12 protein-coding genes are annotated in these 10,013 nt (G+C 69.9%); 9 read left to right on the top strand and 3 right to left on the bottom strand.

What is annotated here, in order from left to right; all coding sequences use genetic code 11:
• Nucleotides 1-59 precede the first annotated feature (59 nt).
• The 9 genes from BM290_RS22185 (at nt 60) to BM290_RS22145 (ending at nt 6,836) form a co-directional block, all read left to right on the top strand.
• A complete protein-coding gene (locus BM290_RS22185; protein WP_373871135.1) occupies nt 60-953 on the top strand; it encodes a hypothetical protein in 894 nt (297 codons plus the stop codon).
• A 10-nt stretch (nt 954-963) separates the two neighbouring features.
• Nucleotides 964-1,560 carry a type VII secretion system-associated protein gene (locus BM290_RS22180; protein ID WP_093617042.1) on the top strand — a complete coding sequence of 199 codons (597 nt, stop codon included), beginning with the start codon at nt 964-966 and terminating at the stop codon, nt 1,558-1,560.
• Nucleotides 1,557-2,144: a type VII secretion system-associated protein gene (locus BM290_RS22175; protein ID WP_093617040.1), complete on the top strand. Its 588-nt coding sequence runs from the start codon at nt 1,557-1,559 to the stop codon at nt 2,142-2,144. The genes BM290_RS22180 and BM290_RS22175 overlap by 4 nt, the downstream gene beginning before the upstream one ends.
• The gene (locus tag BM290_RS22170) at nt 2,132-2,710 is read left to right on the top strand and encodes a type VII secretion system-associated protein (RefSeq protein WP_239143989.1); all 579 of its coding nucleotides are present in this window, start codon (nt 2,132-2,134) and stop codon (nt 2,708-2,710) included. Before BM290_RS22175 ends, BM290_RS22170 begins: the two co-directional genes overlap by 13 nt.
• The gene (locus BM290_RS22165) at nt 2,707-3,627 is read left to right on the top strand and encodes a hypothetical protein (RefSeq protein ID WP_093617038.1); all 921 of its coding nucleotides are present in this window, start codon (nt 2,707-2,709) and stop codon (nt 3,625-3,627) included. The genes BM290_RS22170 and BM290_RS22165 overlap by 4 nt, the downstream gene beginning before the upstream one ends.
• Entirely contained in the window at nt 3,627-4,661 is a 1,035-nt protein-coding gene (locus BM290_RS22160) for a hypothetical protein (protein ID WP_093617036.1), read from the top strand. Before BM290_RS22165 ends, BM290_RS22160 begins: the two co-directional genes overlap by 1 nt.
• 237 nt (nt 4,662-4,898) lie before the next feature.
• Entirely contained in the window at nt 4,899-5,696 is a 798-nt protein-coding gene (locus tag BM290_RS22150; protein WP_093617034.1) for a hypothetical protein, read from the top strand.
• A gap of 150 nt (nt 5,697-5,846) precedes the next feature.
• Complete coding sequence (locus tag BM290_RS47455) at nt 5,847-6,233, top strand: hypothetical protein (RefSeq protein ID WP_143133876.1); 387 nt, start codon at nt 5,847-5,849, stop codon at nt 6,231-6,233.
• Between the two features lie 177 nt (nt 6,234-6,410).
• Nucleotides 6,411-6,836, top strand: a complete 426-nt coding sequence (locus tag BM290_RS22145; protein ID WP_093617032.1) for a DUF6228 family protein — start codon at nt 6,411-6,413, stop codon at nt 6,834-6,836.
• 65 nt (nt 6,837-6,901) lie between these two features.
• On the opposite strand, the gene BM290_RS47450 is transcribed toward BM290_RS22145, so the two are convergent.
• The 3 genes from BM290_RS47450 to BM290_RS22135 form a co-directional block, all read right to left on the bottom strand.
• A complete protein-coding gene (locus tag BM290_RS47450; protein WP_143133875.1) occupies nt 6,902-7,657 on the bottom strand; it encodes a hypothetical protein in 756 nt (251 codons plus the stop codon).
• A 250-nt stretch (nt 7,658-7,907) separates the two neighbouring features.
• Entirely contained in the window at nt 7,908-8,360 is a 453-nt protein-coding gene (locus BM290_RS48520) for a hypothetical protein (RefSeq protein ID WP_093617030.1), read from the bottom strand.
• A 320-nt stretch (nt 8,361-8,680) separates the two neighbouring features.
• Nucleotides 8,681-9,862, bottom strand: a complete 1,182-nt coding sequence (locus BM290_RS22135; RefSeq protein ID WP_143133873.1) for a hypothetical protein — start codon at nt 9,860-9,862, stop codon at nt 8,681-8,683.
• Between the last annotated feature and the right edge of the window lie 151 nt (nt 9,863-10,013).

Raw genomic sequence — 10,013 nt, 5'->3', positions numbered from 1 at the left:
GACCGGCCCGGTGTCCCGGGTGTGGTCGAATACGTTTCCGACGGATCAGGGAGCCGGGGGTGAGCGCAACGATGGTCGACCACGACGACGCCGTGGCGCGGGCCCATCGGGTGCTTCTCGGGCTCGCCGGCCGGGTGCCGGACGAGGTGCTGGCCGCCGCCCGGCTGCGGCTCGCCGAGGGGGTGCTGCCGGACCTGCGGGAGTCGGTGGCCCATCGGTTCTCGTTCGCCGCCTCGGCCGATCCGGGTGGTCCCGCGCTGCTGGACCTGTCCGCCGGTGACCTGGATCCGCTGGATCGGGCCGCCGCGGAGGCGGCTGCCGGGGAGAGCGGCGCACGTGCGTTGTGGCGGTCGTGGCGGATTCCCGCGACGGCCGCCCCGCCGGTCCGGGTCTACGTGCTGGAAGCGGGAGCCGCCGAGGCCACACTGCCACGGCTGACAGCGGCGGTGATGACGGCGCTGCTCGACGCGGGGCTCACCGCGCCGCAGGTCGAGACGTACCACAGCGATGTTGATCTCCTGCCCTGTCAGCACGCCGCCCGGGGAGCGTCCGCCCTGATCTGGACGCGGGACGAGCGCCCGCCGCCGCGGCTGGCCCGGGTCTTCGACCGGGGCGGCGCGGCCGGTGTGGGGTTCGACCCCGGCCACGAGCGCCTGTCCGGGGCCGAGCGGGACCGGGTCGCCGGTTATCTGGACGGCGGGGAGCCGATCCTGGCCACCACGAGGAGTGCCCCCGACGTCTTCGCGCCGGAGCTGGGGCCGATCGTGCCGGCCGGCTTCCGCACCGACGGCCGGTGGATCTGGACCGACACCGTCACCTACTACCTGCGGACATACTCGCTGGCCCCGGATGCCGAGTTGCTCGGCCACATCCGGGCCAACGACTACGCCGCCGTCGACGTGGACGCGGCCGCGGAGCACCGCGCGCTCGCCCTGCTGCTGACGCGCGGCTGATCGGAGAATCATGACTGACCAGCCGGACGAGTCGTATTTCCTGCTGATGGATCCGGAGTGGGAGCGGCGGGAGGGTGACGAGACGCCGCCGATGCGGTCGGTGGTCGGCCTGTGGCCGATGCACGCGGACGGCTCGATGGGCCGGTTCCGCAGCAATCCGGAGTACGTTCCGCTGCGCCCGGAGTCGCCGACCGACCCGATCGACGCGCTGCTGCGCCTGGCGATGCGCGGCGACGCCCGGATGGAGCAGGTGCAGCTGGTGCTCCGGGACACGCTGATCGACCTGGCGATGAACGGTGACGGCCGCCCTCTGGTGGTCCGCTCCCCCGACGACGTGCCGTGTGTGGTCGTCGCCACGTCGGGGCAGCATCAGCAGCGGGTGTTCGCGCCGGAGTGGCACCGGGTCGAGCTGGAGACGCTCGTCGAGCGGCTCGCCGACGGCATCGACGTCATGATCAACCCGAACGGCCCGGCGGCGGTCCGGCTCACCGGCGACTTCCTGCGGCACACCGCGCAGCTCAGCGACGAGCAGGTCGCCGAGTTGCAGGAGGTGTTCCGGGACGCCGAGGGCGTCACGATCGTTCCCTGGGAGATGGGCGCCCGATGAGCACGGAGAACTACTTCCTGCTGCTGGATCCGGACCGGGAGCCGGAGGGACCGTCGGCGGTCCCGGCGATCGAGGCGGTCATCGGGGTGTGGCCGGTGGCCGGGGACGGCGTCGTCGGCGCGTTCCGCGGCAACCCGGACTATCTTCCGCGGGACGCCGACGCGGTCGCCGATCCGCTGGACGCGCTGTTCCGGCTGGCCGTTCAGGGCCGGGCCGGGGCCGAGCAGATCCAGCTGGTCCTGCGTGACTCGCTGTTCGAGGTGGGGCTCAACGGCGACGGTCGCCCGCTGATCATGCGTTCGCCGGACGACGTGCCGTGCATGGTGATCGCCACCAGCGGCCCCCGCCGGGAGCAGGCCACCGCGCCGCAGTGGCGGCGGATCGATCTGACCGAGCTGGTGTCGCTGCTGCCGGACCGGGTGGACGTGCTGTTCAATCCGGGCAGCGTGCTGCCGTTCCGGCTGATCGGCGACTTCGTCCGGGAGGCGCTGCTGATGAGCGACGAGGAGATCACCGAGGCGTACGAGGCGGTCCGCGAGTCGCTGAGCGGCCGGAGCCTGGAGGTGGTGCCGTGGAGTCTCTGACCGACGGCCTGCCGGCCGGTGAGGCCGTGCTGCTGGTCGACCCGGAGTGGGAGAGCGACGAGGAGGGCGCCGAGCCGCCGATCGAGGCGGTCGTCGGGGTGTGGCCGGTCGGCCCGGACGGCACGACCGGCCGGTTCCGCAGCAACCCGGAGTACTTCCCGCATTTCGAGGAGTCCCCGTCCGATCCGGTCGACGCGATGCTGCGGCTCGCCCTGGACGGTGACACGGAGATGGCGCGGTTGCGGACGGTGCTGTGTGACTCGACGTTCGCGCTGGCGATGAACGGTGACGGCAACCCGCTGGTGGACCGCTCGCCCGACGACGTGCTGTGCGTGATCGTGGCGACCAGCGCGCCGCACCGGGCGCGGGTGGCCGCGCCGGACTGGCGGCTGACCGATCTCGATCAGCTGCTGGCGGTCACCGCCGCGGAGGGGTACGACGCGCTGGTCAACCCGGGCGGACCGGCCCCGGCCCGGCTGACCGTGGACTTCCTGCGGGAGACGGCCGGTGGTGCGGGCCAGGACTTGCCGGGTCCGCAGCGGGCCGTGGGGCGGGACGGCCGATGAGCGCCGGGATGCTGCATCTGCTCTGCCTGCGCGCCGCCGGCCGGATCCCCGACGACGAGCTGGCCGAGCTACGGGTGATGGTCGCCGACGGGGACCCGGTCGCCTGTGCCGGCCGTCTGCTCGGGGCCTTCCCGCAGGCGGCGGAGGAGATCGACGCGCTGGCCGGGCTGCTGCCGCCGGGCACGCCGCTGCCCGCGCCGGCCGCCGACGCCGATCTGGACGCGCCCGTGACGACGCCGTTCGTCCCGTTTCCGCCGGCCGATCTGCCGTACTACGCGGTGTCGGCGCCCACTGTCGTCGACGAGACCGCGGGTGGCGTGGTCGACGATCTGGATCACGCCCTGCTCGGCGTGCTGGACCTGCGGCGTACGACCGGGGTGTGGCGCTGCTGGCGGATCACCCTGGGGCCGGGCGACGAGGCGAGCGCGGTCCGGGTCTACCTGGTCGAGACGATGGAGTCCGTCGAGGAGCTGCCGGCGGTCGCCGTCCGCGGGCAGCGGGCGCTCGCGGCGGCCGGTCACGCCGCGCTGGTCGAGGTCTTCCAGCCGGGTCTGCCGCTCCCGTCCTACCAGTGGGCGGCCCGGTCCCGATCCGCCCTGATCTGGGCGCCGTGGCCGGCCGGTGAGGTGCGGCTGGCCGCCGACGGCCCGGCCTCGGTGCCGGTGGCCGACGACGACGTCCTGCCGGTGGTCACCTATCTGCGGTCGGCGCCGACCGTGGTGCCCGGCCTGCACACCGACGGCGAGTGGGTCTGGCCGGCGTCGGTGGCCGACCGGGTGCTCGACGAGGCCGCTCTGACCGATCCTGATCTGCTGGAGCATCTGCGGTCGCGTCTGCGCGAGCCGCACGACCCGGCGGACGCGGTCGCCGTCCACCGGGCGCTGGCCTCGCTGGTCCGGGCCGGGGTGGTCACCTGATGTCCGACGGTGAGCGGCTCCTGCCGCGCCTGCATCTGCTTCTGCTGCGGGTGGCGGGGTGGGCGCCGGACGAGGTCGTCTGCCTGCTGCGGGCCAGGCTCGCCGAGGGCCGGCTGTCCGAGGTCGCCCGCTCGCTGCTGAGCGTGGTGGTCGCCGGGCGGATCCCGATCCGTCCCGACGACGCCGGGCTGCTCGCCCGGATGCTGCCCGACGTACCGGAGATCGCGCTGCTCGCCGGCGCGGTCCCCGCGGACGGGACACAACGCCCGGCGTACGCCTTCGCCCCGGTTCTCGCTCCCGCTCACACGCCGCCTCCGGTGCTGGACCTGAGCGCCACCGTCGCGGTGAGTCCCGCGGATCACGCCGCGCGGCAGGCGCTCGGCCAGGTGGCGCACCCGCTCGGGCTGTGGCGTTCCTGGCGGTCCACGGCCGGGGGACGGCACGTCCCGGTCTACCTGGTGCACAGCGGGGCGGACGCCGCCGACCTGCCCGGCGCGGCCGACTGGATCCAGGGCGAGCTGGCCCGCGCCGGGGTCGGCGACCCGCAGGTCGAGGTGTGGGGTCCCGGGGTCGGCCTGCCGCCGTACCAGCGTCTGGCTCTGGGCCGTTCGGCCCTGCTCTGGGCCGCCGAGCCGGCGCGTCCGGTGACCGTGGCGCGGGTCTTCGACTCCTGGGATCCGGTCGGCGGCGGCCGGTTCGAGACCGATCATCCCCTGCTCGACGCCGGTGACGAGAGAGCCCGGGTGCTCGACTACCTGCGGCGGGGGCGGGTGCTGACCGCCACCACCGTCACCGAGCCGGACGTGTTCGATCCCGGGGCCGGCGGCGTGATCCCGATGAGCTTCCGCACCGACGGCACCTGGATCTGGACGGACGCGGTCATCCACTACCTGAACGCCTACGCGCTGAGCCCCGACGCGGAGCTGCTCGCCCACATCCGCGAGCGCGACCACGTCTTCACCGAGCCGTCCCCGGTCGCCGAGCACCGCGCGATGGTCGCGCTGACCGCGCCCGCGCCCTCGCCCTCGCCTTAGCTCGTCCGATGCGAGCACTGAAACGCCGACTGTCCGACATCGTCTACCGACGGATGATCGCCGACGCGAAACACCTCAAGACGGGCCCGGGAGGACACGTGGGGGCGACTCTGCAATCAAGCGCGGCCGACCCAAACCCCAAGATTGACACTTCGGAGAAGTCACTTCCCGGACCCGCCGAACCCCAGCCCAGAACACCGCTTCTCACCGCCTCTTGACACAGAGGGGTGCAGATCAGTGCACCTGACCTTGATGGCGCGGGGCCTGTCGAGGGGAATGTCCCGCCGGTTCGAGGCCGGGTGGGCGTGGGAGAACGAGTGGGTAGACCTGGCGAAGTCCGTGGTCGACTATTCATGCGTGTCAGAAGATGAGGCGTTCGTCGTAGCCGCCTTCGTGGCGGCACACCGCTGGTTGCCGCCGACCTCGTTTCGGGCCGCACACCTGCCGGCTGAGGTCGTCTCCGTAAGTGAATGCCTAACCGACTTCCATCCGCACGCCCAGCAGTCAATGCACACTCATCCATGGCACCTATCGCTCGACGACGCCCTCCACGCAGCCAGAGACACCGTCGACTGTGCCGCAGACGTGCCCCCCGAGCACGTCATCAAGCGGATTCTGAGGCGCATCACCTCTCCGGCGGTTGAGCATGCCGTTGCGCAAGGCGCCGTCCACACGCTGGCGATGAGCGTCCCGACCTCCGACGCTGCCGCCCTTCTCACCCTGGTGAAGAAATGCATGGGGGACTTCCCGGGCCCGTTCCAGGTGAATCTGGCCATGGGCGCAGCGCCGCCCATGGGTCAGGCTCTCGGATTCGAGGTGCTCGGGTTCGACGAGAGCCAATTCCACACCTGGCTCTGCTACGGCTGGCACATAGCCGCCGCCGATCGGCTCGACGTCCTCCCTGCCGCGCAAGGTCTGCTCAGCACTCTCGCCGAGGCGCGACTCGTCGCCGACATGGCGAACCAGGAGCGTGAATCCCCTGAGGAGTGCTGGTGGTTCCCGGCACTGATTACTCAGCACGATGTTCTCTTGTAGGGAAGGTTCAGCTTCTCGGAGTAGCAGCGTGGGGTCACCGCAACCCAAGCAGGATGAGCCACGCAACTTCTCCACGGCACGGGAGTTGTGCGGACGAATCAGCCGAAATTCGGTGGCTCGCACCCCTCTTGGGCGGGCAGGATGGCCGCCGTGAATGAGCAGGTGACAGGGAACGAATGCGAGCGGCAAGCCATCACCGATCACCTGCTTTCACTATCTTTGCCAGAACTTAGTGACGTTCTGCGCCATGTGTTGCCTTCGCACGCTGTTGACGAGGAGGAGCGTAACGGGCTGGCCCGGAAGCTCGTGTTGGCGGAGGTCACAGTCTTCGAAGACGGTATATCGAACACCGCCGACGATCGGGCAGTGCCTATCGAGGTAGTCGCCTGGCCGGATCGGGACTACTACGGCGGTGGATTCGGTCCAGAATCGGGCCTATTCGAGCAAGGCCGCTGTCGGCGATGCGGCGTTGACGTTACCTCTACCGCGAAGCAGGCCTTTTGCCCGATCTGTGGAGAACTTCGTCACCTGACCTGACATTTGTGGACCGCACTCACATCGGCCACGACAAGATGTAGGCCCGGAGGGCCGAACGCCGGTCGCGGCTGCGACATCTGGTCCGAGCGCGGACAGCGGCAGGAGAGTTGACCGGGATCGGGCCCGACGGGACGAACGCTATCGATCGCAACTACCTCGGAGTGGCATGCTCGATCCGTGCTGAAACAGTTGGACGACGGTCTCGAAATCACCGCTGAGCCCGGTCGTGGGAGTGTGCGCCTTCGTGCCGTCGAAAGGCCGTGGAACGACGAAGTCCTCGACTTCCTGTGCGAAATCGCCGACGCCGGTTTGAGTGCCACAAGGATGGTCCGCACGCTCGATGGGGACGCGCTGCCCACCTGGATGGCTGAGCTGGCGGAGTCATATGCCGGGTGGGAGGGCGTTCGCAGCTGGAATTCGCTGGAGCAGGACCTCCGCATCGAGGCGACCCACGACCAACGGGCCCATGTCTCACTTCGAATAGCCGTCCGCGGACCCCGAGGTTACGAGGCGGACGCTTGGGAAGCCTCCGCCTGCGTGCAACTGGATGCCGGCGAGGATATGAAGCGTTTCGCCGCTGAGCTGGCCGCCTTCTTCGCGTAGCCTCCCTGGACTCATCACTCGGATCGCCAAATGAGGACATCCCGAAGGAAGGCATTCCCTCGTATTCAGGAGCCCGCCGCAGGCCCGAGCGTTAGTCGCAGGGGTTCCTTGCCTTCGTCATGCAGCAGGCCGGACTGTTCAGCAGCAGTGAGACCGTCGCGGACATCCGCCTCGCTGACCAGGAGGCGTTTCGCCAGGTCTGGGATTGAGGTCTGTAGGGGTAGCTGGGGCGTCCATCGCAGTATCGCTTCCAAGTCTTGTGCGAGGAGTGCGCTGCTGACCGCCTCGCTACGTGCGAGCCACACGGGAGCCGCTACAGCCGTGTCAGGCCAGAATTGCAGTAACCAGTGAGAGCGGAAACCGGGGTGGAATCCGGGGCGTTCCCCGAGGCCTTCTCGTCGGAGGGCGATCCGAACGCGGAACCATTCGGCGTGGCCGAGCTCGAGGTCTACCTGATCGCCAGGGCCAGAGGTTACCGAGGCGAGAGATATCGTGCCGGAGCTTGACCGGTACGGTGTCTCAAGGGCCTCATCGAACTGCAGTTCGCCGGCAGGCGGCGGTTCGTCGTGCAGTTCGAGGCGCACGCGGTGACCGTCCAGGCCGGGGGCGTCAACGTAGATCCAGCCGGCACCTGAGCCGGCAAACGTGCCGTTCGGAGTATCGCCCCGGTCGCGGTAGTGCGGTATTTCCGGCTCCTCGTCGGGCCATTCGACGGCTGGGTCGTTCAAGACGAGGAGGCTGTACTCCGCTTGGTAGCCATCATCTTCGAACACCCGTAGAAGGCCCATACGATCAAGGTAGCGGAGGTCGCTGCTCAGCATCGCGCAAAGGCGGAGGCCGCAGAGTGAATGTGCCCAATGCGACGACGCACTCTCATCGGCAAGTGAGGATGTTCGGCGGTCATGCCTCCGAGCGGCGTTCATGCCTGTCGGCGATCGGTCCTCCACCGTCACGGAGTCGCCACTTACGATCCGGTTTCCTCACGCAAGCGCGATCGAAAATGCAGTACAGGAGGCGTGATCCCCGGGCATGCCTCGCGTTGCGAACACTCGACGTCTCGGTGATGCACGATCAATTCACCCGTGCAGACCTCTTTCCCTGGCCACCGCCCGGCAGCCATGATCCCGGCTGCCGGACGACTCCGTCGGCGGCGACCGCGTCGAAGTCCTCCGGCGACTCGGCGTACTTGCGCTCGAACGCGCCCGCAAGCGCCCCCTCCAGTCCATAGAAAGCATGGTTGAGCGCGTTCTCGAGATTGTCCTCGGACTCCCGGTCGGCGTTGACGAGTCGCCGGGTCAGGCCGGCAAGATCCGGTAAACCCAGGTAGTCGAAGGCGTCAGCGGCCAGCTCCACCTCCTCCGGGGAACTGGTATCCGACACCGCGGACACACCGCTGCTCATGATGCGTCCGTACGGCTTCGCCATGGCCTGCAGGTGTCGATCCCCGACGCCAGTGCCAGTGCCAGGTTCATCGGACCACGCGCGGATCCAGACCACGTCAGCCTCGGTGAGGACATACATCACGGCCGGAATCGCCCAGCCAGGGTAGGTACGCGGTTGGCGGGTGCCCCCGCCGGTGGCGGTGATGATTGCCGGTGTGCACTTGGCGTAGGCGACGTGTACCAGGTCACCGGGCGCCGGGAGTTCGTAGCGGCGGATCGGTTCGGCGGTGGCCCGGTCCAGTTGAGACAGTCTGGCGGCGCCGGCCCTGCGGAGGATGGCACGGCAGGTTGCGGGCGGCCGCGTTCGGTCAACGGAGCGTTGCGTGGGGCACAAGGACCTCCGGGTGAAACGGAACCTTCGACAAGCTCCACCTCACCCGAAGGTCCTCACGTCCAGAAAACCTAGTCCCAGGCGCAGTGGATGTGGGTCGCGTGGCCCTCGTCGCCCGGTCCCCTGACGTCGGTCGCGCCGTAGGCGGCGCAGGCGTTGCGGAAGGCCTGGTTGAACGGGTTGGAGGCGTTGACCGGGCTGCCGTTGAGCCGGTCGATGTCGAAGGCTCTCCCGGAGTAGTGGGGGGACGTCGTGCTGTGGTCGCCGCCGGCGATCGCGGTGATCCGGAAGCTGAGGCCGTTGATCAGGTGGATTCTCAGGATGGCCTCCAGCATCGTGCGCCGCAGGGTCACGTCCTTCTGGCCGACGTCACTGAAGGTGCTGGTCTTGGCCGGCATGCCGTTCGCTGTGTCGACGATGTTCTGCCGGGCCGTGGACGCCGGGTCGGGCTGGCCGCCCACGTGGAAGGTCAGCTGTTCGGTTCCGGGGATGTCCCGGATGAAGGCCGCCGGGTTGTACGCCGCAAGTCCGCTGCCGAACTCCCCCGATCCCACCGACACCCGCAGTGTGGGGGTGCCCAGGCCGACGCACGGCGACAGGTAGCGTTGCGGCGCGGCGAGGGCGAAGCAGCCGCCCCAGGGCGCCCCGTTCAGCGTCTGCAGCACCAGGTCGAACCCGATCTCCAGCTGCCGTCCGCCGTCGAAGAGCCGCCCGTCGATCAACACGGCGCCCTGGCTGCCGCCGTAGTAGGAGTTGGCGAAGGAGAACACCGGCGCCGCGGCGACGACCTGGTTGCTGGTCTGCACGCCGCCGGTCCGGTCGATCAGGTAGGCCTGGCCCGCGCCCGCGAGGTAGAAGTTGCACAGGATCTCGGCCAGATAGTCGACCCGTGACAACGCGGTGCCGTTCGGGGTCACGATCCGGCTGATGTACGGCACACAGACCAGGCCGCCCGGGGGATCGTCCGGCCCGGCCTCGACGGTGCGCGGGGCGGGGCCGGTGCGCTGTCGGCCGAGCGTGATCCCCTGGCCGGCCGGCGTACCGGCCAGGGAGCGCCCGGCCCCGGCGCGCAGGCCCGTCGCCGGGGCCGTGACGGACACTCCGGGCCGGGCCGTCGCTGTCCGGCCGGGCACCGAGGGCGTGGCCTGGTCGCCGGCCGCGCGGGCGTGCGCCGCACCGCCGGTGAGCGCCACCACCAGAGTCGTCGCGAGTGCCAGCGCGCCGCCGAGACGCCGCCTTCTCCGTGTTCGCATGTCGTCCTCCACGAGATCGTCGTCCCGTAACGGTCTCGGCGTCCGCTGGACGGCAACTGGACCGCGACTGGACGTCCGGGTCCACCGAGGCGTGGCCGGGTACGAACGGGTCCGCTTGCGGTTCGTTGGGGCACGGCGGCGCGCCCGGGTC

The organism is Actinoplanes philippinensis, from assembly GCF_900113015.1.
GTDB lineage: Bacteria > Actinomycetota > Actinomycetes > Mycobacteriales > Micromonosporaceae > Actinoplanes > Actinoplanes philippinensis.
This window is presented reverse-complemented; position numbering and strand designations above follow the sequence as displayed.

Coding starts and splice junctions, on each gene's coding strand:
- BM290_RS22165 (WP_093617038.1), top strand. CDS start 2,707: ATGAGCGCCGGGATGCTGCATCTGCTCTGCCTGCGCGCCGCCGGCCGG.
- BM290_RS22160 (WP_093617036.1), top strand. CDS start 3,627: ATGTCCGACGGTGAGCGGCTCCTGCCGCGCCTGCATCTGCTTCTGCTG.
- BM290_RS47450 (WP_143133875.1), bottom strand. CDS start 7,657: ATGCTGAGCAGCGACCTCCGCTACCTTGATCGTATGGGCCTTCTACGG.
- BM290_RS22135 (WP_143133873.1), bottom strand. CDS start 9,862: ATGCGAACACGGAGAAGGCGGCGTCTCGGCGGCGCGCTGGCACTCGCG.
- BM290_RS22180 (WP_093617042.1), top strand. CDS start 964: ATGACTGACCAGCCGGACGAGTCGTATTTCCTGCTGATGGATCCGGAG.
- BM290_RS22175 (WP_093617040.1), top strand. CDS start 1,557: ATGAGCACGGAGAACTACTTCCTGCTGCTGGATCCGGACCGGGAGCCG.